General features: G+C 45.6%; 14 protein-coding genes. 10 read left to right on the top strand and 4 right to left on the bottom strand.

What is annotated here, in order from left to right:
- The first annotated feature begins 11 nt into the window (after positions 1-11).
- The 5 genes from CS948_RS07795 (at position 12) to CS948_RS07815 (ending at position 9,799) form a co-directional block, all read left to right on the top strand.
- Complete coding sequence (locus CS948_RS07795; protein ID WP_255301906.1) at positions 12-2,606, top strand: zinc-dependent metalloprotease; 2,595 nt, start codon at positions 12-14, stop codon at positions 2,604-2,606.
- A 77-nt stretch (positions 2,607-2,683) separates the two neighbouring features.
- A complete protein-coding gene (locus tag CS948_RS07800) occupies positions 2,684-6,025 on the top strand; it encodes a SusC/RagA family TonB-linked outer membrane protein (RefSeq protein ID WP_099291136.1) in 3,342 nt (1,113 codons plus the stop codon).
- 10 nt (positions 6,026-6,035) lie between these two features.
- A complete protein-coding gene (locus CS948_RS07805) occupies positions 6,036-7,481 on the top strand; it encodes a RagB/SusD family nutrient uptake outer membrane protein (RefSeq protein WP_099291137.1) in 1,446 nt (481 codons plus the stop codon).
- 20 nt (positions 7,482-7,501) lie between these two features.
- Positions 7,502-8,197 (top strand): DUF4843 domain-containing protein, encoded by a 696-nt coding sequence (locus CS948_RS07810; RefSeq protein WP_099291138.1) that lies wholly within the window; start codon positions 7,502-7,504, stop codon positions 8,195-8,197.
- 18 nt (positions 8,198-8,215) lie between these two features.
- Positions 8,216-9,799 (top strand): PKD-like family lipoprotein, encoded by a 1,584-nt coding sequence (locus tag CS948_RS07815; protein ID WP_099291139.1) that lies wholly within the window; start codon positions 8,216-8,218, stop codon positions 9,797-9,799.
- Positions 9,800-10,111: 312 nt separating this feature from the next.
- Here the strand turns inward: CS948_RS07815 and CS948_RS07820 are convergent, their stop codons facing one another.
- Positions 10,112-10,576, bottom strand: a complete 465-nt coding sequence (locus CS948_RS07820) for a DUF2059 domain-containing protein (RefSeq protein WP_099291140.1) — start codon at positions 10,574-10,576, stop codon at positions 10,112-10,114.
- Positions 10,577-10,663: 87 nt separating this feature from the next.
- On the opposite strand from CS948_RS07820, the gene CS948_RS07825 reads away from it, so the two are divergent.
- Entirely contained in the window at positions 10,664-12,034 is a 1,371-nt protein-coding gene (locus tag CS948_RS07825) for a S28 family serine protease (protein ID WP_099291141.1), read from the top strand.
- On the opposite strand, the gene CS948_RS07830 is transcribed toward CS948_RS07825, so the two are convergent.
- Positions 12,023-13,246, bottom strand: a complete 1,224-nt coding sequence (locus CS948_RS07830) for a 3-deoxy-D-manno-octulosonic acid transferase (RefSeq protein ID WP_255301908.1) — start codon at positions 13,244-13,246, stop codon at positions 12,023-12,025. The two genes, CS948_RS07825 and CS948_RS07830, sit on opposite strands and share 12 nt — an antisense overlap.
- A gap of 227 nt (positions 13,247-13,473) precedes the next feature.
- Here CS948_RS07830 and CS948_RS07835 point away from each other — a divergent pair, with 227 nt between their 5' ends.
- The 4 genes from CS948_RS07835 (at position 13,474) to CS948_RS07850 (ending at position 20,511) form a co-directional block, all read left to right on the top strand.
- The gene (locus CS948_RS07835) at positions 13,474-14,682 is read left to right on the top strand and encodes a DUF4252 domain-containing protein (protein ID WP_099291142.1); all 1,209 of its coding nucleotides are present in this window, start codon (positions 13,474-13,476) and stop codon (positions 14,680-14,682) included.
- 61 nt (positions 14,683-14,743) lie between these two features.
- The gene (locus CS948_RS07840; RefSeq protein WP_099291143.1) at positions 14,744-16,147 is read left to right on the top strand and encodes an efflux transporter outer membrane subunit; all 1,404 of its coding nucleotides are present in this window, start codon (positions 14,744-14,746) and stop codon (positions 16,145-16,147) included.
- Positions 16,148-16,187: 40 nt separating this feature from the next.
- Positions 16,188-17,285, top strand: a complete 1,098-nt coding sequence (locus CS948_RS07845; RefSeq protein ID WP_099291144.1) for an efflux RND transporter periplasmic adaptor subunit — start codon at positions 16,188-16,190, stop codon at positions 17,283-17,285.
- Positions 17,286-17,391: 106 nt separating this feature from the next.
- Positions 17,392-20,511 carry an efflux RND transporter permease subunit gene (locus tag CS948_RS07850; RefSeq protein ID WP_176554972.1) on the top strand — a complete coding sequence of 1,040 codons (3,120 nt, stop codon included), beginning with the start codon at positions 17,392-17,394 and terminating at the stop codon, positions 20,509-20,511.
- 161 nt (positions 20,512-20,672) lie between these two features.
- Here CS948_RS07850 and CS948_RS07855 read toward each other — a convergent pair whose 3' ends face one another.
- Positions 20,673-22,835: a S46 family peptidase gene (locus CS948_RS07855; protein ID WP_099291145.1), complete on the bottom strand. Its 2,163-nt coding sequence runs from the start codon at positions 22,833-22,835 to the stop codon at positions 20,673-20,675.
- A gap of 335 nt (positions 22,836-23,170) precedes the next feature.
- Positions 23,171-23,686, bottom strand: a complete 516-nt coding sequence (locus CS948_RS07860) for a DUF6705 family protein (RefSeq protein WP_141560907.1) — start codon at positions 23,684-23,686, stop codon at positions 23,171-23,173.
- Between the last annotated feature and the right edge of the window lie 21 nt (positions 23,687-23,707).

Consider the following 23,707-nt stretch of genomic DNA (forward strand, 5'->3'; position numbering starts at 1 on the left):
AAAAAATTGATATGAACAAGATAATGACTCTTCTCATCATTTGCTTCTTGATACCGACACTCGGTACGCAAGCCGCAACGAGAAAGAAGAAAGAGAATAAAACAGAACAGAAGAAGCAAAGCGAATACGACAAACTGTTCAATACACCCGCGTGCAAGACGGTAAAGGGCTTGATCACGTTACACAAAATCGACGGCAAGGTCTATTTTGAATTTCCGTTCTCGTTATTCGGGAAGGAAATGTTACTCGGTTCGACTGTCGAGGAGATTAGCGACAACACGGAAGCACTGGTGGGACAGAAGCCGCACAGACCCCTGCATATCTACTTCACCAAAATAGACACGAACGTACAAATGCGCTATGTTTACAACGCTTCGGTCACCAACGCCAAGGACAAAAACATTCAAGAAGCCATCGACAAAGGAAATATCGGTGCTATCGCGAAAATGTTCCCGGTCAAATGCTGGAATAATGATAAATCGGCGGTCGTGTTCGACGTGACAGACTTCCTCGTAAGTGATTTATACGAGATCGATCCTTTCGACCCGTACAGCGCAAGTACCTACGGCGGTTGGATTCAGCGTATCACGAACTTCAAAAAAGACCGTTCGTTTATCGGCGATATCATGGCTTTTGAAGACAACGTATCAATCAGCAGTCACCTTTCCTTCGGGGTAACCATGAGAGCCCTCGGCATGTTCGAGTACCAAACGGACAAACCGTTCTCCGCCCTCGTGAAACGCTCCTTAATCCTATTGCCGGAGAAACCGATGCAACCCCGGATTCTAGACCCGCGCATCGGGGTTTTCTACACGGGGAAAATGAAATTCACGAATGACGACAATGGTTCGGACGTCGTTTACTACGCCCACCGCTGGAGAGTTGAACCCAAGGAGATGGAAGCCTACAAGAGAGGAGAGCTTGTAGATGTAAAACAACCGATTATCTTCTACATCGACCCGAATTTCCCGCAAATGTGGATGAAATACATCCGCATGGGAGTGGAAGACTGGAACCGTGCTTTCGAAGAAATCGGATTAAAGAATGTCGTACAGACCAAAATGTTCCCCGTTGACGATCCCGAATTTGACCCGAACAATATTAAATACACCTGTATCCGTTATGCTCCCATTCCCGTGGAAAACGCCATGGGTCCCTCTTGGGTAGACCCGAGAAGCGGGGAGATTCTGAACGCTTCCGTGTACATCTATCACAATCTCGTGAGTCTTCTTTACACGTGGAGAATGTTGCAAACGGCAGCCGTAGACCCGAGCGTAAGGCAGATCACCTTGCCGGAAGAGGTCATGGGTGACGCCATCCGCTACGTCGCACGTCATGAAGTGGGACACTGTTTCGGGTTGATGCACAATATGGCATCCTCTAATGCCTTCCCCACGGACTCTTTGCGTTCCGCCACCTTCACGCAGAAATACGGCACGACTCCTTCCATCATGGATTATGCCCGCTTCAATTACGTGGCACAACCGGGGGACTTGGAAAAAGGGGTAAAACTCACACCGCCTATCATTGGACAATATGATTACTACGCCATAAAATGGATTTACAAGCCTATCCCCGAGGCGAAAACCGCAGAAGAGGAAGTTCCGACGCTGGACAGATGGATCAGTGAAAAAGCCGGAGATCCTATTTACAGGTACGGGAAACAGCAAATCATGTCCCGGTATGATCCGAGTGCCTTGGAAGAAGACTTGGGTGACGATGCCATCAAGTCCGCCACCTACGGTTTGAAGAATTTAAGATACGTCATGGAAAACTTGAACGAATGGGTTGCAGCATCGGACACTGACCTCTCTTTCAGAAATCAGATGTATTATGCCATTCTGAATCAATTCAGAACCTACATGGGACACGTCACTCCTATCATCGGTGGTATCTACCTGAACGAGAAATACGAGGGCGATCCGCGACCGACTTACCAGTCCGTACCGAAAGCAGAACAAAAGCGGGCTTTACAATTTCTGTTGCAATTACAGGAAGATATGTCGTGGCTGGATAACAAAGAAATGCTCAAAAATATCCCGATTATCGGTAATCCCGGAGTGCTTTTCCAGCAAACACTGATCAGCAATCTTATCAGCAACGCTTCCGGCTTAGGGCTATGCATCTCGAAATCAGAAGATCCATACACGGAAGAGGAGTACTTGCAGGATATATACGATTACATTTGGAAACCCACACAAAAAGGTGTCACGCTGAAAAGCCGGGAACGGGAAGCACAATTGACTTTCGTGAAGAGCCTAATCAAAGAATCCAAACTGGATGCCGGAAAAGGCAAGGCAAGAGGCAGTATGAACATCACGGATAACTTGACGCTGGATCAATGGCTGGATCAAAAGATGTTCCAACTCTACGGTTATGTCCCGGAACAAGCAAAATTATCTGCCGACAGCCCGGAACCGGTGCAAGGCGTTGGATTCCAAAGACGGGTAAAAGCCGAATTTCCAAGTATCGCACACGTGTATTACAATGTTTTGATGAAGACCAAACAACAATTGGAAAAAGCCAAAAACACGGGTAATACCGAAACCCGTAATCATTACGCTTTACTACTGCATCAAATCAACCAAGCTCTCAAAAAGGATTGACAAATAACAGGACGAGGGACTCGAAAAACAGTCTCTCGTCCCTATCTAATTTAATTACAAACATAACAATAGCAAACATGGAAAAAGAGTGTCATCTAAAACAGTTGCTATGCAAGGGGCTGCTAATTCTTTGCCTGCAACTTTTCGTTACCTTGTCCATCTCCGGGGAAAACCTGTACGGACAACAGCACAAAGTAGTGACGGTCAACTTGAAAAACGTAACGTTACTCCACGCGCTGGAATATCTGACAAACGTGGTCGGATGCGAGATTCTCTACAATCACGAACAAGTCAGGTCGGATAAAAAGTTTGACTTGGAAATGACAGACAAAACACTGGAAGAGGTTTTGAATAAATGTCTGGAAGGTACAAGCCTGACATACAAGATCGTGGATAACGTGTTCGTGTTGACCAACCGCACCAAAGAAGAGGAGAAAGCGAAAGAGATAAAAGGTGTCGTTGTAGACGTCAAGGGCGACTCCATCCCGGGTGTTACCGTCATGATCAAAGGAACTACTATCGGAACGAGTACCGATGCAAAAGGTCTGTTCAAAATGACCATTCCCGCCAACTTGAAAGATCTTACGCTCGTTTTCTCTTTTATCGGTATGGAAACCCAAGAAATACAGATTGGTAGCAAAACCACTTTCAAGGTTACTTTGAAAGAGAAAGAAGAAAATCTGGACGAAGTTATTGTTACCGGATATTCCAATATCAAGAAATCGAGTTTTACGGGTAAAGCCGTACAAATTAATAAAGACGAACTGCTAAAAGTATCCAAACGCAATGTCATTGCAGCCCTACAAACGTTTGACCCGTCACTGCGTATTGTAGAAAACAATGAATGGGGCTCAAACCCAAACAGGGTTCCCGAATTTTACATCCGGGGACGTTCAGGAATCGGGACAAAAGCCCTCGACAAGCAAACTTTAGAAAACAACCCGAACACGCCGACTTTTATCATGGACGGCTTTGAAGTTTCCTCACAAAAGGTATATGACATGGATCCGGAAAGGATCGAAACGATCACAATCCTGAAAGATGCCGCCGCTACCGCAATGTACGGTTCCCGGGCCGCAAACGGCGTTATCGTCATCACGACAGTAGCCCCCAAACCGGGAGAAGTTCGTGTAGACTATTCCCTGGTAGGAAGCATCTCATTCCCTGACCTTAGCGATTATAACTTAATGAATGCCGCCGAAAAACTAGAAGCCGAAAAACGTGCCGGATTTTACGACGGCGTCTTGAACGAACCCGCCTATTACGAGAAATACGAATATATCGCCCGAGGGGTAGACACATATTGGATCGGGCAACCTTTACGCAACGCATTCGGACACAAACACAGTATCTATATTCAAGGCGGAGTGGAGAGCATCCGTTATTCTCTAGACCTGTCATACAACAACAATGCCGGGGTTATGAAAGATTCTTACCGCAAAAACCTGGGAGCGGGATTGACTATTGACTACCGCTACAAAGGTCTGCAAGTAAAGAACTACTTTGCATATAAAACAAACGAAGCTCAAGAATCTCCTTACGGGAACTTTGCGGAATACACGAAACAACTTCCCTATAACGAGATGAAAGACAAGTACGGGAATTACAAGAAAACACTCACCTACGGGGACTTCGATAAAGCCAACCCCTTGTATGAAGCGACCCTTAGCAATTTTGACCAATCTTCCTACCGGGAAATTGAAGACAATATCGGTATCAACTGGATTATCACTGACGGTCTTCAAATCAAAGGAACTTTTGGAGTCACGCAACAATGGAACAAATCCGAAAAATTCATTGATCCCTTGTCTCGGCATTCCCCAAATAGCTCCAGCACGGGCGCGGAAGGCGACTTCAACCTCCTACGCGGCGAATTAACACGAGGTTCCGGCGAACTAACTACCTGGGACTTAAACGTAATGCTCATGTTCAACCAAAGCCTCAACAAGCATCATATCAATGCGACATTAGCTTACAACGCAAGAGGGACAAAACAAAATAGAGAAACATACATTTACAGGGGCTTCCCGTCCGGCGATTTATGTTCTCCGGCTTACGCAGAAAGCGTTTACAACAAGCCCAGCTTCGGGGATAACCTCACCCGCATGGTCGGCGTGATCGCATCAGCCAACTACGATTACAACAACATCTACCTGGCAGACTTATCTTTCCGCCTGGATGCTTCTTCCGAGTTCGGTGACAAAAAGCGAAGTGCACCCTTCTGGGCTGGCGGAATCGGTATCAACATACACAACTACAATTTCCTGAAAGACAATCCTGTCCTGACATTATTAAAACTCCGCACGAATTACGGGGAAACCGGTAAAGTCAATTTCCCCGCTTACGCGGCATCAACCACCTATCAAGCCCAACTGGACAACTGGTACAGTTCCGGGTACGGAGTATTCCTTATGGCTTTGGGAAACAAAAACCTGACTTGGGAAAAAACGAAATCTCTTGACTTCGGTGTCGAGTTCGAGCTATTCAACGGTATCCTTTTCGTGGATGCTTCATGGTATAAAAAAACCACCCAAGACCTGATCTCCGACGTGACGATCCCTCTGTCATCCGGTTTTTCTTCTTACAAAGAGAATTTGGGAGAAGTGGAAAATAAAGGTATCGAAATCAACTTGAGAAGCGACATATACAGGGATAAGGATATTGCAGCTTCCGTCTTTGCCAATTTATCCCGGAATAAAGGCAAAATCAAAAAAATATCCAACTCGCTAAAAGACTACAACAACAAAGTAAACGATTACTACAACTCCACCTCTACCGCTGACGAGGATTTAATGAAACCTCTACTAAAATATGAAGAAGGTCAGACATTAACCGCCATCTGGGGCGTACAATCCCTGGGAATCGATCCCGCCACGGGACAAGATATGTTACAAAAGAGAGACGGAAGCATCACTTACAATTACTCTCCCGAAGACCAAATTGTCCTGGGGGACGAAGAACCCGATGCCCGCGGCTCCTTCGGACTGAATCTGTCCTACAAAGGATTTTCCTTATTCACCTCGTTCATGTATGAATTCGGCGGACAATCATACAACCAGACTCTCGTATCCAAAGTCGAAAACGTGGATCTCGCCATATACAACGCGGACAAACGGGTGCTCTCCGACAGATGGTACAAAGCGGGCGACCACGCCAAATTCAAGAGCATAAAAGACCACTCGAAGACAACAAAACCGGTATCCCGTTTCGTGCAGGATAACAACTGGCTGAAACTAAGTTCTCTTACATTAGGCTATGATTTCCAAAGACATTCATGGATGAAGAAGATTCATTTGAATACCTTACGCGTAGAATTCAACATGAACGACATCATGCACATTTCCTCCATCAAAAAAGAGAGAGGTCTTTCATACCCGTTTGCAAACACGATGGGTTTTACAGTCAGAGTCGGATTTTAATTGAAAAGTTATGAAAAAAATATATTTATACATTACCCTTATCTTATTAAGCCTTTCCTCATGTTCTGATTGGTTGGACGTCGCTGCTTCCGATCAAATGAAAGAATCCCAATTATTTGAAAAAGGTCAAGGGTACAGAAACGCTTTACTTGGTATTTACCAAGAGTTATCCACGGAGAAACTGTATGGACAGCAAATGACCTGGGGAATGTTGGATGCCATGGGACAACTATACGATCCTTCATCCATTGTCACGAGTAGTGAATTTATAATAACAAACGCTGCCAAATACGACTACAAAAATTCTTACGTGAAAGAAGCCACGGAAAAAATATGGACTTCCATGTATCTATGTATCGCCAACTGCAATAACCTCATCGCGAACATAGAATCCGCATCGCCCTCCATTTTTGAATATAAAGAAGAAGAAAAAAACATGATCACGGGGGAAGCATACGCCCTGCGCGGATTCCTCCACTTTGACCTGCTACGGTTATTTGCCCCTTCCCTGGCAGCCGGCGGCGACGGGAACTACATTCCTTATTGTGACACCTATCCTGCCATATACAACAAAAGGCTGAGTGTGAAAGAAGTATTGAACAAAATTATTGCAGACCTTGAAAAAGCACAAGATTTAACCGCCCAGGATACGATGCCGGATAATATCGAAGCTCTGCAAAGAGTGCGTTGCCGTGTTGAAAACGAAAATTATTTTAAGGAAAGAGGAATATTCTGGGGATACCGCTGTACCCGCATGAACTATCTAAACATCACGGGTATCCTTGCCCGCGTTTATCTATATGCCGGCGAACTCGAAAAAGCCAACAACGAAGCTCAATATGTCCTCAATTTCGAGGGGATTGATTTCCCTAGTAAATACGGCGGATATTCCGGTAATAGTAAAAGTAGAAATGACATATTACTGGCATTCTTCAACAAAAGGATTTCTGAAACTTTTGAAGCATACACGGGCGGAGATTGCGGATATTTGAAACTTAAAAATTTGGATGAATTGTACTCCAACGAAACCGCAGACAAACGCTATTCCGAGATGATCAAGGAGGTGACAAAATCCACCAGGATGTCGGCAAAGTACATAAAATACACTAATAATTCCGACGAAAGAGTCAACGGACCGTTAATCCCAGTATTGCGCAAAGCGGAAATGTACCATATCGTGTGCGAATACCTGGTAAGCAAAGATCGGCTGGCAGATGCCGTCAAACTTCTGAACGACCTGAGATACGCCAGAGGCTTACCATTCAGCAACATGGGAACCAACTTATCCAAAGATGAATTTCTCGGGAAACTTCGCTTGGACGCACACAAGGAATTTGTATCCGAAGGACAAGTCTTTTTCATGTACAAACGCCTGAACCAAGGCATTTGGGACGGCAAAAACGGAACTGTTTCGCCGGACTATGTCCTGCCCATCCCGGACGGGGAAAATATTTAACCTCTTAAAAACTATATGTTATGAATAAAATATATTTAATCATCGCAACACTGACAACGTGTTTTGCAGCTTGCACGGAAAAAGATACCCCGGTATATAACGGAAAGAGCTACATCTACTTCTCGAACAATTACGAATCGGACAGCACGACTCTCTCGTTCTTTTTCCACCCCGGACAGGATAAATACCCGGTAGACCTTGAACTCACTCTCGGAGGAGAATTAGCCTCTGAAGATATTCCTTTAAAACTGGGTATCGACACGAAATTATCCACCGCAACTCCCGAAGATTACTCATTGCCTGAAAATCCGGTTTTCCGAGCCAATCACGAGAAAGACACCATCAGAGTCTGGATAAATAAAAGCGCAAAGCTAGATAACCAGTTTATCCACTTGTATGTTTCCATCGAAAGTTCGGACACGTACACCGCCGGTCCTCGCCCCCAACGTCTTGCGAAAATTGTCTTTACCTCGCAAAAAAGCCAACCGGCATGGTGGAATGACAATATCAGGAAAGTATACCTGGGGAAATATTCTCACGCCAAGTACGAAGAATTCATGAAAGCAACCGGAGTTTCAGACCTGACAGGAATGGAACGGGATGAAATTTATGAACTAAGCCTAAAATTCAAATACTACCTCATTGAACGAGCCAATAGCCCGGAAGGTCCCGTCATGGACGGCGATCAAGTAATGACAGTACCTGTTATCGGTTAATTTAAAAAACAAGACATTATGAAAAAGAAATATATTTGGTTATTATTGCTAGTTTTCACAGCATGGGGATGTTTTGACGACAAAGGGAATTATGACTATAAAGAACTAAACAAAATCACCTTTGAAAACATTCCGTATAACAATAGTATTTATTTCGGCGACCCCCTAGATATTGTTCCCAAATTAAAATTTGCCATTGACAGCGTAAACGTTAATCTAAAACATGAATGGCGGCACTTGGAAGAGGTCATAGCCACCACTCCAGAACTGCACATTGAACATTTTGAATACTATGCCGGGAAAACCAGCACCTTGTACTACCGGGTGGAGGACGTCGACAACCAAATGTTATACATCTACAAATTCTTGGTCACCGTTGCCGGCACATACCAAAATGGATGGCTTATCTTGGCGGAGAAGGACAACAAATCTTCTTTGTCCATGATAAAAATCAACAAACAAGAAGACGAAGAAGGTAATGTCACTCGCACTTACTCGCTCGACACGGACATCTACAACAAGGTCAATGACGGAGAGTTAGGCTCAAAACCTATCAAATTACACGAGCATTTCAACGCAGATGTATTCCGGACGAAAGGGCAAATCATGGTAGCCCAACAATCCGGCTCCGTGGAACTGGAAGGCAGTTCCCTTGCGAAGGTAATCGACACGGAAAAAGAATTTGTCGGGGACAAATACCCTCAAAATTTCTCGCTCAAAGATATGGCATACACTTACGCCGCCGGGTACCTTCTCTCTAATGACGGAAAAGTATATTACAGGAACAACGCCAGCACGGAAGAATACCAGTCCGGAAGATTCTTCAGTATGCCCAAGAAAGACTTGGAAACGGGAAAAGACCTTAACTGCTCTCGCATCCTGTTGCCCAATTTCAACGACTCCAGAAGCCTCATCCTGTTAGACAAAATAAATGACCAACGAAGCAGAATGGTATTTTTATCCGACAATCCCTACTACGGGGACCGCAGCGGCATTCAACTAACGGATTTCGTACTCGCTTCCGGGGCAACTATGCCGGAAGGCTTTACCCCGTTGGACAACATCGACAAAGCGGTTAGATTCTGGGGATGGCACACCAGTTCTAACGGTACAACAGATGTTATCTCGATATTAAAAGATCGAAATAACAATCAGTACTATTTCCATAAATTTGACTATGAGATCAACTGGGACGATGCCGTCGAGTACACGCCCAGATTCGAGAAAGTGTTTGTCGGCAACGACCTTGTAACAGACAAAACTATTTTCAGGTTATCGAGAGGAACTCCATTCCTATACTTTACCAGTGGAGCAAATAATAATGAATTATATTATTGTACGATCGATGAACTCACCACGGGTTACGAGAAAGTGAAAATTCCTTTCAAGGATGCTATCACGAGCGTAGAGATAAACTTGGAAGGAGATGTCCTCGGTATAGGGTTGAACAACGGGGAATTTTATCTCATTGATGCCGATAATCTACGGGAAGAAGGAATATTATTCCATGCCGAAGCCAACCAGAATATCGGAAAGATTGTTGATTGCATTTACAAAGTAGGAAATGCCTATAACGCACAATCGGGTTCCGAAATTTATTAATTTTATATTTTAAAAGGACGAGTCAAAAGTTCGAAATATTAACGGACTTTTGACTCGCCTTAATATATTGCTCTCCCAGTGTAAGCACTTCTATCTGATGCGGGCGGGGAATATTCCCATATTACATAACAATTCCTATTAAAAATAACAAATACTACCTTATCATCAAATCACAATCAGCTTCCTTTTCGAATCTTATATTTCCCTTTTTCAATAGGAAATGAGTGGGAATTGAGCTCATACATTCAAACTATAGAACATCCCCTCGGACAAAACACGGGATCAATCAAATCTAAAATTTAAAATCGTAAATCACATATACCCTTTCTCCTTCAACATCCCCTGTATCTTCATCGCGATCTGCATTCCCCATTGTTGCCCTACTTTCATACTTTCGGACATGATTCCCGGTTGTGCGGCAGCCATTTTCTTACCCACGGGTGTTTCATAGAATTTGATAATACCTTCCAAATCAGCCTGTGTCAGGTGTTTCGAATAAACCGGAGCCAACATACCGACAACATCGTCCATGATGGTTTTCATAATTTCCGCCTCGGCTGTTTTCCAAAATTCCTCGGGTACATTCGGCAATTGTTGCTTCATCATGGCAAACATTTGCGGAACGACCATTTTGAAAGTAGCATCACCGCCGGAAACAGTGATCATCTTTTTCAACGTCTCTACATATTCTTTTGAAGGTTGGGTCTGAGGAGCTTTTGCCTCCGCGACACTCCACAAACACAAGGATAACGCGATTAATAACAAAATTCTTTTCATATTCTTTTAATTTTTAAATAGTGTAACAAAGGTATCTTTTTCATATAAAATTCATACCTTGCAGACTGAAAAATAAAGAGCTGACCTATGAAATATGTATTTACACTTGTTGTATCCCTATTATTAGCATGCGGAACGTTATTCGCGAACGGGCCGTTATTACAGAAATTACAGCAAATCAAAGAGATATCCGATATACGGGAATTAAAAGTTCCTCCCTATAGCGAATATTACGAGTTTTGGTACGAACAACCGCTCGACCATAACAATCCCGCGAAAGGCACATTCAAACAACGGGTGTTGCTCGGGCATCGGGACTTCAAAGCGCCCATGGTGGCAATCTTGGAAGGATACGGGATATATTCTCCCACCGAAAGCGAGTTATCGCAATTATTCAAGACAAACCAACTCACGATAGAACACCGTTTCTTCAACAACAGCAAGCCCGCCGGGGAAACTCCTTGGTCGGACTTGACGCTGAAACAAGCGGCTACCGACCAACACGAGATCATCCAAAGTTTGCGCCAAAAGGTATACCCCGACACGAGATGGATATCAACCGGTATCAGCAAAGGCGGACAGACCACCGTCTACCACCGTTACTTCTACCCGGAGGACGTGGAAGTCAGCGTACCTTATGTTGCCCCGATTAACCTAGAGAAAGTGGACCCCCGTTTAGAGAAATTCCTTTCTAAACTCGGCGATACCCCGGAAAACAGACATTTGCTCGAAGGTGGCGGTAAAGAAACCAAATGGCAAATCTTCGATTTCCAGAAAAAATGTTTCGAGAACCTCAACAAATTATTACCCATGCTGGAAGAAACGGCACGTTCAAGAGGCTATACATTCGAAAAAGCAGGCGGCACGGAGCGGGCATTGAAATTAATCATCATGGAATTCCCGTTTGCATTCTGGCAATGGGGCAATAACATCAACGATATGCCACAACCGGAAGTGGAAGACTTCGAACAGATATACAATTATCTTGTCCGCATCTCGTCACCGGATTTCTTCAGTGACCAATCCATCAGAGACATCGAGGCCTTCTATTACGCCGCACTGACCGAAACGGGCATGTACGCGTACAACATCAAGCCCTTCAAAAAATATTTCAAAGAAGAAAAGGACAACATAATCACCTTTGACTTCGCTATGCCCAAGGGATACGAGAATACGCCTTTCAACACGAAACAATTACATGACATAAATAACTGGCTACAAACAAAAGCGGAAAATATGCTCTTTATCTACGGGGGAATAGACCCGTGGAGTGCTACCGCCGTTGACTTGAAAAAGAATACCAAGTGTGCCAAATACATAAAAGCGGATATGGATCACAAATGCCGTATCAAAGACTTCGAAAACCTTACCCGCGACGCCATCCTAAAGACCTTGAAAGCATGGATCAAGGGTGTCGAAGTGGAAAATGAAGCGGAAGAAGAAGTCCTATTCTACTAACTGGCGAATAATCGCATCCGTAGCGCCCAATTGTTTATTGACAAACTTTAAAGCACTTTGCCCGGCTGCCTCAGCGATAGCCGGGCTATTTATTAACGAGTCGAGCAAGGACGTGAATTGTTCCTTATCCTTGATCGAGAACGCTCCCCCGCAATCAATCAAGTCTACCGCTTCTTTGAATTTATGATACTTGGGACCGAAAATCACCGGGATTCCGTATATCGCAGCTTCCAACGTGTTGTGGATACCCTTGCCGAAACCGCCGCCGATATAGGAAATGGAACCATACCGGTATATAGACGACAGCACCCCGATAGTATCGACCACAAGTACTTGACATTTCGTCACATCGGCATTTTCATCCGTGTAACGTGCCACGGGTTTATGACACTTGTTCAGAATATCACGGATATGCCCCTCCCCGATCTCGTGAGGCACGATAATCCATTTAAAATCCCCTTCCTGCTTATTGATATAGTCCATGATAATCTCCTCGTCCCCCGGCCATGTACTTCCGCAAACCACGGCACGGCGGTCATTACAGAACGCTTCCACTTTCTCGATTCGTTTTGCCGCATCCGCGATCTGTTTCACGCGATCAAAACGGGTATCTCCCGTCTGTTGCACGTGGGTAATCCCGATAGAGGCGAGCAACTTAACGGATTCCTCGTCCTGCACGTAAAGGCGGGTAAAGAAACGTAACATCCGGCGGTACAGTCCGCCCCACTTTTTGAAAAAAGGCTGCTCCCGGCGGAAGATAGCAGATATCAAATAAGTCGGCACTTCACGTTCGTGCAACTCCCGGAGATAATTATACCAGTACTCGTATTTCACGAACACGGCAGCATCGGGATGCCATATCTTCATAAAGCGACGGGCATTTGCCGGGGTATCCGTCGGCAAATAGAATATATAATCCGCCCCGGGATAATTCTTCCGAATCTCGTAACCCGAGGGGGAGAAAAAAGTCAACAATATCTTCGTGTAAGGCTCTCTCTCTTTCAACTTCTCGATCACCGGACGTCCTTGCTCAAACTCCCCGAGCGAGGAGGCATGAAACCACACCAATCGTCCTTTTTCCCGTCCTGCCGCTTCCATCCGTTTCCATATTCCCTTTCTTCCCTTCACCCACAAAGCCGCTTTCTCGTTAAACAGAGAAGCAATACCAATAGCGCCGCGATAAGCGATAATCCCGAAATTATACCCCAACATAGTAATTTATGATTTATGATCTATGATTTACGATTTCTTTCCATTCAATCATAAATCATGAAATCGCAAATCATAAATTATTTTCGGCTTCAAAGGTATAAAATTTCTCGCCCAATGGTATAACTTTTGTAAATAACGTTAAGCCGGGAATAATGAACGGGTTATTCCATTAAATTTACTGTCGGTTAAAAAAGAATGTGCCAGTATAACAATAAAATTATCAGGTTATGAAGATCAGATGTTTATTAACGTGTATAGTAAGCCTTGTCATCGTTTTTCCCCTGCAAGCGCAGGTAGGCAAAGAGATGAAAGCGTTCCGTAACAAGGAAGGCATAACCGTGACGATGCTAACCCCATCGCTTTATAAACTGTATAAACAAAGCGATATGTCTATCGCCGCGGAAGAAGCCTTGAATAACATGAAAGAAATCAACGTGATGTACGTTGACAAAAAACGGGCAACCCCTAAAGTAGTCGAAGAAATCAACCAAAGACTAATCCCGATCATGGAAAACGAGTCCAAGTACACTCTCGTACGCAGCCATCAAGGCGTATACGGTCAGGAGCGTCTGTACGTGACACAGAACAACGAGCAGATCACGGCATTAGTATTATGGAACGAAGAAAGAGAACAGCTCTCCGTGATTGAATTAAAGGGAAATATCGACTTGGATAATGTGGATGAGATCGCTGCGGCTCTCAATGTGAAAGGACTTGACAGACTGGCATACATCAACACTCCCGCCGAAGGCAGTTCTTTCGCCGAGAGGATGGGCAACCCGATGGACCTGCTCAAACGGATGGAAGAGAGATTCGGGGTTAAGAGAGATTCGCTCTTCGGCGAAGATCCTTTCGGAACCCTACGGGAACGATTCGGGAATATGGGCAGCATGGAAGATATGATGAAACGTGCAGAAGAGGCATTCCGCAACATGGGCAGTATGTTCAACGGGATGGACGGCATGTCCGAATCTATTTCCAACGGTCTGGAAGTCATCCGCGAGAACGGTAAAACCCGTATCAAAGTAAACGTTACCAATTCGGAACTCGCGTACTTGATCGACGGGGTAGAATATGCCGCCGACAGCTTGAAAAACGGGATACCGGAGGAAATCGCCAACGTGATTATGGTCACCGAACCGGGTAACGCGAAGAAGTCCCACGTGATTATCAACACCCTGAAAAAATCAGGACAATTCATCAGCTATTCCAACGGCGTCTTGAAATACAAATACAAAAATCAGGAATTTACGGTCAATCCGGAGAAACTGTCCGAACCGTCATTACTCGTCAACAATCGGCTCACGAGAACATTCAACGTCGACCCGATGCAAATTATTCAAATACGCCCGGCAACGGAAAGCGAGCGAAAAATACTTAACGCTCCGTCCGCCCAAGTAGTTATTGTTACAGACGAAATGAATTTCGGGTTCTAACATTTTTTCCTTATTCTCGTATAGCAGTTAGTAGAAAATAGACTAACACAATTTATACACTATGAGACTGGCTGCTATGACGAGGACAGGATGTATCCTGTCATTTATTATTTTCACACTTATAACTTTGGCGGGGAAAGCTGCCCCGCCACAAGTCAACAAACCTTACAAAAGGACTAGCAATGCCCCGAACCTGCAACAGACACTTCCCTCGAACGACGAATGGTGGAAACTGTTCAGAGATCCCATACTCGACACGCTGATTGACAAAGCGGTAATCAAAAACTACGACGTCCGTAACGCGATCCGCAAAATAGAACTGGCTAAAGCCAAATTACGGGTAGACCGGAGTCCTTATTACCCGACCATCTACTTCTCGGGTAGTTACGCACCGGAAAAGAGCAGTCTTAGCGCCGACAAGAAAAACATCATCGAACGGGTGGGAAGCGCCACGGTCAATTTGAACTGGGAACTCGACGTTTTCGGACGAATCCGTAAAGAAAGTTCCTCACAGAAAGAGTTCTATCTCGCCGCCCAAGAAGACTACCGGGGAGTTATGGTATCACTTGCCGCCCAGTTGTCCACGGCATACGTCAATCTGCGTTGCGCCCAGAAGCAACTCGAAGTGACTCAAAGGAATATCGAATCCCAAAAACAGGTCATGGAACTCACGGAATCCAAACTAAACGTGGGACTCGCATCCCGGCTCGACGTGGCTCAGGCAAAAAGTCTTTACCTGCAAACAAAAGCATCCCTTCCGGGTATCGAATCAACTATCGCGCAACAAATAAACCTGATCGGGGTATTGATCGGGGAACATTCCGTTCAGATTCGGGATTCCCTGTTCAGAACACACCCGCTCCCGGAAAACCCGAGAGCGGCAGCCGTCGGGATTCCCGCGAACCTGATCCGCCAACGACCGGATGTACGTTCGGCAGAGAGAACTATCGACGGACTGGCCGAGGCTGTCGGGGCAAGCCGTGCCGACTGGTGGCCGAAATTTCTCGTGACAGGTTACATCGGTTACGCTTCCGAGAACTTCGAACACTTCACGGACAAGGAAAACATGATATGGCAAATTGCTCCCTCTATCAAGTGGACGATATTCAGCGGTCGTAACCTCGTGGAATCCAAGAAATCAGCACAAATCCAATTGGATGAAGAGATCAACTCGTACAACCAGACCTTGCTCACCGCCTTACAGGAAGTGGACAACGCGCTGGTAACTTACAACAAATCCCTCTCGCAAATCTCCGCCCTGAACGATGCTTACCAGCAATCACAATTAACACAGGATCTGGCGATAGAACAATATAAAAACGGTCTGACAAGCTACCAGAATGTGCTCACGTCACAATTGAGCCTGCTGAATTACGAAAATTCCCTCGTGGAAGCGCGGGCAGCGTCACTCCGTTACTTGATAGAACTCTATCAGGCTCTTGGCGGAGGATGGCCTGTGGAATAATTTTAGATTTCATTTACACGAACTAACATACATATTTATTATGAAAGTATCCAGTTTTATCTTCTTTATTCCGATCATCTTTTTAACGGGATGTGGGGATTCCAAGCAAAAAAAAGAAACACCTCAGGCTCCCTCGGTGGAGGTCGCTCATCCGGGATTCCGTACCGTGGTTTACACGTTTGAATACCCGGGGTATATGGAAGCGGAACAGACCGTCAATCTAGTTGCCCGCGTATCTGGGTATCTCGATTCGTACAACTTCACCCCCGGTCAGCGGGTACGGGAAGGACAAACTCTTTTCGTGATAGAACCTCAACCTTACAAAGACAAGGTTGCCCAAGCCGAAGCGAATGTAGAAAGTTGCAAATCCAAACTGGCATACGCCAAGGCATCCTACGAACGCATGAAAGAAGCCGTGAAAAATAAGGCTATCAGCGAAATAGACTACCTGCAATCCCAATCGGATTACGGGGAAGCGGTTGCCGCCTACGAGGATGCGCGGGCGCAATTGAGTTCCGCCAATATAGACCTATCCTATTGCACGGTAAAAGCTCCTTTCACGGGACGGATATCCCGTAACATGGTCGATCCCGGTAATATGGTAGGAACCGACGCCAACAATTCGGCACTGGCAACCATATACAAGGACAACCAGATGTACCTTTATTTCAATATGGCATACGCCGATTTCATGCAATTACCCCAAAACAGTCCGTCGGCACTACCCGTCACGATACAAGACGTGAACAATCCCGAAAAAACATGGATTGCCTCTCTCGATTACCGGTCGCCCAACGTCGACCTCTCCACGGGAACCATCACCGTACGGGCAATAGCCAGAAACCCGAACGGGGATTTGTTGAGCGGAATGTACGTGAAAGTTGTCGTACCTTACAAGAGTGTACCGAAAGCCATCGTCATTCCCGAGGCTTCCATCAGTACCAACCAAGGAGGACGTTACATCTACCTCGTCACCCCCGACGATACCGTGGAATTTCGTCAAGTAAAAGTCGGAACCCTAACCCCTGACGGCATGCGGGAAATCATCAGCGGCATCACCACCGAAGACCGCTACGTGACCAAAGCCCTCATCAACATCCGTCCGGGAATGAAAATTAAACCCATTTTAAAATTTTAGATTTTAGATTTACGATTTTAGATTCCAGCCACACGAAACCCAACGTTGCCGACTCCTTAAATCGTAAATCATAAATCCAAAATCATAAATCTAAAATTCAATCTTTATGATGTCCAAGTTTTTCATCAACCGCCCTATATTCGCCACTGTCCTTTCCATCCTTATCGTGGTGGCAGGAGTGATCTCCTTGAGCTCATTACCCGTGGAACAATACCCCACGATCACGCCGCCGACGGTAGTCGTGGAGGCACAATACCCGGGAGCCAACGCCACGACCATAGCGCAGATGGTGGCAACCCCGATCGAACAACAAGTGAACGGGGTGGAAGGGATGTTATACATGTCGTCCACCTCGTCCAGCGCGGGAATATACAAACTCACGGTCACGTTTGAAGTCGGTACCGACCTCGACATGGCAACCGTCCTCGTGCAAAACCGGGTAAACATAGCCCAAAGCGCACTCCCGCAGGAAGTCACCAAACTGGGTATCACGACCACGAAAGAATCTACCAACGTGGTCATGTTCCTCACCCTGACCTCGGACAACCCGAGCTATGATGCCCTATACCTCTCCAACTACGCGGAGTTAAACCTCGTCAACGAATTAAGCCGAATCAAAGGGGTGGGAAGTGTCGGTTCCTTCGGTGCCGGCAATTACAGTATGCGCGTATGGCTGGACCCGAATTTACTCGCTATCCGGGATGTCAGTCCGGAAGAAATCATTTCCGCTATCGAAAGCCAGAACATACAGGTAGCCCCCGGCTCAGTAGGTGCACCCCCTTTGGCAAGCCCGGTAGCTTTCCAATATACTCTCGAAACACAAGGATTACTTGTCAATGAAGAAGAATTCGGCAATATCATAATCAAAGCTCTCCCCGGCGGGAAATACCTCCGGGTAAAAGATGTCGCCACGGTGGAACTTGGCAGCCAGTCATACAGTGCCAGTGCCACGTTGAAAGGTGGTGCTGTCGCCGCCATCGCCATTTATCAGCTTCCGGGTGCCAACGCCATCGACGTTTCCCAACGAATCAAAGCACGGGTAAACACCCTCTCGTCCTACCTCCCCGACGGAGTAAACCTCAACATCACACTCGACACCACGGAATTTATTCACGCCTCCATCAAAGAGATATACAAAACTTTAGGTACCGCATTCCTGCTCGTGCTCATCGTTATACTACTGTTCTTGCAAAACTGGCGGGCGATGCTGATCCCGTTGATAGCAATCCCCGTCTCGCTTGTCGGAACCTTTGCCTTCATGAACATACTCGGTTTCTCGATCAACACGCTGACTCTTTTCGGACTGGTACTCGCCATCGGACTGGTAGTCGACGACGCCATTATCATCGTCGAGAATAGCTACCGACTGATAGAAACCGGGAAATACACCGATATGCGGGCAGCCGTCACCCAAGCCATGAAAGAGGTTTCAGGCGCCATTGTCGGCATTATACTCGTTTTGCTCGCCGTGTTCATTCCCACGGCATTTATCGGGGGAATCACCGGTTCGCTCTACAAACAGTTTGCCCTCACGATTGCCGCCGCTACCGTGATCAGCGGATTCAACGCCCTGACTCTTAGCCCCGCCCTTTGTGCGCTATTCTTGAAACCGGCAAAACCATCCCGTTTCTTCCTTTTCAAGGGATTCAATAAATTCTTCGAAAAGACCAGTAACGGGTACATGTGGGTAGTACGGGGCTTTATCCGCAAATCGGCTCTGGCGATGTTTATCTTTATCGTTTTGTCCGTACTTGCCTTCTTGGGCTTCATGTACAGACCGACCACTTTCGTTCCGAACGAAGATCAGGGATATTTCCTCGTCTCCATGCAACTCCCCGACGGGGCTTCCCTCTCCCGCACGGAAGAGGCATCTGCCAAAGCCGGAGCCATATTAAAAGACATCGACGGGGTGCGAACCTATATCACTATCAATGGCTTCTCCATGATGGACAACGCTCAAAGTTCCAACGCGGCATCCATTTTCGTGATGCTCGAAAACTGGGACAAACGTAAAGCAAAAGCCCTCGGAGTCGATGCCATCACTACCCGTTTCAACGAACTCGCTTACGTGGAAATCCCCGAGGCACAGAGTTATGCCGTATCCCCGCCACCCATACCCGGGTTAGGAGAAAGCAGCGGCTTCCAACTCATGCTGGAAGACATCAATAATTACGGTTCAGCAGCCCTGCAACAAGCCACGGATCATCTTGTCGATGCCGGCAACCGATACCCCGGACTTGCCATGCTCCGCTCCACGTTCAGAGCCAGTGTTCCGCAATATTACCTGAACATAGACCGGGACAAAGTGGAATTAATGCAAATCCCCATCGGCGACGTGTTCAGCGCGTTGTCGGCATATATCGGTTCTATCTACGTCAACAACTTCGTGAAATACGGACGTACTTTTCAAGTAAACCTCCAAGGCCTGCCTTCCACCCGTGAAGTCATCGATGATGTGTTGTTCCTCAACGTGAAAAACACACAAGGCAACATGGTTCCATTCTCCGCCTTTACCACCGTGGAACAACGTCTAGGCACAGAATTACTACCCAAGTACAACACCTACGCGGCAGCTTCCATATCCGGCTCGGCAGCAGCAGGATACAGTTCCGGTCAAGCCCTTACCGCCATGGAGCAAGTCGTCAAAGAAGAATTAGGCAACACGTTCGGGTACGAGTGGACAGGCCTGTCCTATCAGGAAGAAAATGCCAGTTCAACCACCACCGCGATATTCATTCTCGCCATCCTCGTGGCATTCCTTATTCTTGCCGCTCAATACGAGAGCTGGACGTCACCTTTCGCCGTTGTCATGGGATTGCCTATTGCCCTTTTGGGCGTTGTCATCGGATGCCTTGTAATGAATTTGCCGATCAGCGTCTACACCCAGATCGGTATCATCCTGCTGATTGCCCTCACGGCAAAAAATGCCATCCTAATCGTGGAATTCGCCCGGGACTATCGTGCCGCGGGAAAGCCGATCAGCGAAGCGGCTCTGGAGGCCGGACGGGTACGTTTACGCCCGATTTTGATGACCTCATTCGCCTTCATCCTCGGTGTATTCCCCTTGATCATTTCCACCGGAGCAGGTGCGGCCAGCCGAATCTCTCTCGGCACCGCAGTATTCTACGGTATGTTAATGACATCCCTCGTCGGCACACTCTTTATGCCCAACTTCTACTACATCATGGAATCCCTGCAAGAATGGTTCAAAAAGAAAAGTTCATGAAGTATTATAGTTTATAAAGTTTATAAAGTTCATAAGGTTTATAAAGTATTGGACCCCTGCGGGGCGCTTTGTCTACGGCAACTTGAGTTGCCGATAAGCATAGTCCGAAGGACACCCGTTACTTTATAAACCTTATGAACTTTATAAACTTTCAAACTCAATTAGTACACAATCGTCATTTCATTGATCAAGTTCTGGGCATTAGCCATCTTGTCTACAATAAACAACATATATCGCGTATCCAGATTGATACATCTTTGCAAATTTTCCTCGAAATCGATATCACCAGACATAGCTTCAGAGTTCCCGTCGAAAGCGGTACCGATCAACTCACCGTAAGCGTTGATCACCGGAGAACCGGAGTTACCACCCGTGATATCGTTATTCGTGATAAAGTTCACAGAAATATTGTCAGCACCGTAGCGACCGAAATTCTTTGCATAATACAAATCTTTCAACTTCTGCGGAACCTCGAACTCTCCGCCTTTCGGGCCTTCTTTTTCCATCACACCGGTTAAAGTGGTATAATAATCATAGAATACGGCATCCTTCGGTTTGTAGCTCTTCACGTTACCGTAAGTCAAACGAATCGTGGAATTAGCGTTCGGCGCCCATACTTTGTCGGGTTGCATCTCCATCAATCCTTTCACGAACAGACGGTCACCTTTAGCGATATTCGTCCGCATCTCTTGTGTCAAACCACCCAATTTCTGGTAAGTCTCAAACAAAGAGTTACCCATAACATATCCCGGGTCCTTCTCCAACTTCTTCATATCGGGTTTTGCCAAAAAGGCGTCAAAACGAGCCTGATCGGTAAATATTGATTTCTCTGATACCTCCTTGGCAAACTTATCGTAATTACCCTTGTATTTCTTATTGATCATTTTGATCACTTCCGGGTGCCATTCTTCAGCCACGTTATCGCTGTACATCTTCAGCATTGTAGCGATCAAATTCTTCTCAACATCCTTGTTATAATCCTTGAAAAACTCAGTCGCATTATCCTTAATCGCGTCCATCATGCGTCCTTTGATCATCTCCGGAGTTTTCTCGTCGAAATACGCTTTCAGCGTGTTCGTCACGCGAACGGCAAACAACGGACTCTCCGCTCCCTGAAGACCGGCTTCCTGCATATAAGACATAGCCTCGTTGTAAGGATGCATAGCTTCATAGCCTTCCTTAATCAAAGTCAAAGCATTACCATATTTAGCTTTACGAGCAGACTCGGCATTCATCCAAGTTGTAAATTCACGCTCGATCTTCTCCTTCTCACCCATGGTGTTCAAGTTCTTCAAAGCGATATTCTGCTCGTGAGAATATTTCCAGTAATTCGCGCACGATGCATATTTAGAAGCGTATTGGATACGGGTTTTCGGATCTGCATCCATTCCTTCTTTCATCACGCGCAATTTCTCTGTACGCACTTTATAACGGATATCGTTCGTTACATCCATCGTTTCTTTCAGACCGAAAGAAGTCAGGAAACGATCCGTCGTTCCGGGGAATCCCATGATCATGGCGAAATCACCGTCCTGTACGCCTTTAGCGGAAACAGGTAAATGATGTTTCGGTTTCAAGGGAATATTATTCTGAGAATAAGGAGCAGGTTCTCCGTCCGGTCCGGTATAAACACGCATCATACAGAAATCGGCAGTATGACGGGGCCATACCCAGTTGTCCGTGTCACCACCGAATTTACCCATGCTCTGTGGCGGAGCTCCCACCAAACGAACATCCTGATAAATCTTGTACACCAACAAAAAGAATTGATTTCCCTCGAACATATCGATAACTTGCGCCTGCAGGTTAGTACCTTTCACGGCTTCCGCCGCAATCTGTTTTGAAACCGCACCAATAACCTCAGCACGTTGTGCCTCTGTCATATCGTCTTTCAAAACGGCATTCACCTTGTCAGTAACATCTTCCATGCGTTGCAAGATAGAAGCCGTGATCCCGGGATTCGGCAACTCATCTTTCATATCATATGCCCAGAAACCGTTAGACAAGTAATCATGCTCCACCGTGGAGTGCTTTTGAATCACACCAAAACCACAATGGTGGTTCGTCAAGACCAATCCCTTGTCGGAAATAATCTCACCCGAACAGAAATGCCAAAACGGGCGTCCGGCGTTACCCAAACCCACGATAGCATCTTTCAACGACGCCTTGTTCACGGAATAAATATCTTCCGCCGTCAATTTACACCCTTGTGCCTGCATCTGCTCAATATTTTTCCCGAGCAGGGACAACAGCCACATACCTTCATCCGCCCGCACGATTGACGTTGAAAGTAAAGCAACTAAAACAATTAAAACTCTCTTCATCTGTTTAAATTTCACGTTTATATATAATCGAATTTAATTCATTCCTCCACCACGAACTCGTGTCCCACCGCCTACTATCCAGCGGTAAACGTTCGCGAATATACAATTTAATTCTCTGATACTTCACGTAACTCCCCGTGATTTAATATTATTATAACATTCAAACACTTCTCTCGACAACATCTCCAACCTTCAATAACCTTGGATTTAATGCAACACTCTCGAAATAAAATCCGAGACGAAAGGCAGTATGCACAGCCTTCATTTATTCATGGAAGAAAAACACCTTCCATGTACCCGGAAGAATTCCATGTCAATCTTATTTAAACATACTATTATTTCCTTGTAAAATTTAGTAGACCGGGTATTTGGAACTTGTCAAGACCTTGTTTTTCCCGAGTAGATTTTAGTATCCAAGTAGCATTATTGCTATCTTTTCTTGTTAGATATGCAAGACCATTGTTGTTAGATTGTTCTCCTTCCCAATACGTGAATATCAGTTCATCAGGTCTATATGCTCCACCCACTAACGGAATGCCGGATTCTTCTACAATATTGTTCTCTTTAATTTCTCTATAAAAAACAATATGACCATTTTTTATCCGTTTAACAGATCCCACGATAGCCTCGAAATATTGGTTCATCTTTTTCGCGTACATCACTTTCTTCACAAGTGTAATCTCCACGGTATCATTTGTAGCTACTTTTGAAACCCAAGTTCCAATAAAGTCAATACTGTTATATTTCAGTTTCAGAGTATCACTAGAAACAGAATATTCATGTTGTATATTTTTAGCAATACCTTGTACACTAAATATACCCAAAATCAAAATTAGAATTGAATTTTTCATATTACTCCCCATTATATATGG

The sequence above is a fragment of the Butyricimonas sp. Marseille-P3923 genome (assembly GCF_900184685.1).
GTDB classification, from domain to species: Bacteria; Bacteroidota; Bacteroidia; order Bacteroidales; family Marinifilaceae; genus Butyricimonas; species Butyricimonas muris.

Coding starts and splice junctions, on each gene's coding strand:
- CS948_RS07795 (WP_255301906.1), top strand. CDS start 12: ATGAACAAGATAATGACTCTTCTCATCATTTGCTTCTTGATACCGACA.
- CS948_RS07800 (WP_099291136.1), top strand. CDS start 2,684: ATGGAAAAAGAGTGTCATCTAAAACAGTTGCTATGCAAGGGGCTGCTA.
- CS948_RS07805 (WP_099291137.1), top strand. CDS start 6,036: ATGAAAAAAATATATTTATACATTACCCTTATCTTATTAAGCCTTTCC.
- CS948_RS07810 (WP_099291138.1), top strand. CDS start 7,502: ATGAATAAAATATATTTAATCATCGCAACACTGACAACGTGTTTTGCA.
- CS948_RS07815 (WP_099291139.1), top strand. CDS start 8,216: ATGAAAAAGAAATATATTTGGTTATTATTGCTAGTTTTCACAGCATGG.
- CS948_RS07820 (WP_099291140.1), bottom strand. CDS start 10,576: ATGAAAAGAATTTTGTTATTAATCGCGTTATCCTTGTGTTTGTGGAGT.
- CS948_RS07825 (WP_099291141.1), top strand. CDS start 10,664: ATGAAATATGTATTTACACTTGTTGTATCCCTATTATTAGCATGCGGA.
- CS948_RS07830 (WP_255301908.1), bottom strand. CDS start 13,246: ATGTTGGGGTATAATTTCGGGATTATCGCTTATCGCGGCGCTATTGGT.
- CS948_RS07835 (WP_099291142.1), top strand. CDS start 13,474: ATGAAGATCAGATGTTTATTAACGTGTATAGTAAGCCTTGTCATCGTT.
- CS948_RS07840 (WP_099291143.1), top strand. CDS start 14,744: ATGAGACTGGCTGCTATGACGAGGACAGGATGTATCCTGTCATTTATT.
- CS948_RS07845 (WP_099291144.1), top strand. CDS start 16,188: ATGAAAGTATCCAGTTTTATCTTCTTTATTCCGATCATCTTTTTAACG.
- CS948_RS07850 (WP_176554972.1), top strand. CDS start 17,392: ATGATGTCCAAGTTTTTCATCAACCGCCCTATATTCGCCACTGTCCTT.
- CS948_RS07855 (WP_099291145.1), bottom strand. CDS start 22,835: ATGAAGAGAGTTTTAATTGTTTTAGTTGCTTTACTTTCAACGTCAATC.
- CS948_RS07860 (WP_141560907.1), bottom strand. CDS start 23,686: ATGAAAAATTCAATTCTAATTTTGATTTTGGGTATATTTAGTGTACAA.